This window comes from Paraburkholderia sp. RL18-101-BIB-B (assembly GCF_046026985.1).
Taxonomy (GTDB): domain Bacteria; phylum Pseudomonadota; class Gammaproteobacteria; order Burkholderiales; family Burkholderiaceae; genus Paraburkholderia.
On sequence record NZ_JARESV010000217.1, the window covers coordinates 1 to 386 of the forward strand.

Below are 386 nucleotides of genomic sequence, written 5' to 3' on the forward strand. Positions count from 1 at the left end.
CGTTGCACGTTCTCGCTTGACGAGTTGCGCTATGAGTACCCGGACGAACTGGTGCCCGCCGGTTTCGCTCCTGCCGCGTATCTGCGGCAGGAGACCTACATCGGCGCGCAGCGACGTTTCCCCTCGGGTATTCCGCACAAGGTACAGGAACAGATTGAGCACGAACTGGAGCTGATAGCGGAGTTGAAATATGAGCCGTACTTTCTCACGGTATACGACATTGTTCGCTTCGCACGCAGCCAGCACATCCTGTGTCAGGGCCGCGGCTCTGCCGCCAACTCCGCAGTGTGTTACTGCCTCGGCATCACAGAGGTCGACCCGGCACGCGGTAGTATGTTGTTCGAGCGCTTCATCTCAAAAGAGCGCGGTGAGCCGCCAGACATCGA

At 59.1% G+C, this 386-nt stretch carries 1 pseudogene; it reads left to right on the forward strand.

Annotation, left to right across the window (positions count from 1 at the left end):
* Positions 1-386 (forward strand): annotated as a pseudogene (locus P0D73_RS46805) (error-prone DNA polymerase); the annotation flags it as partial.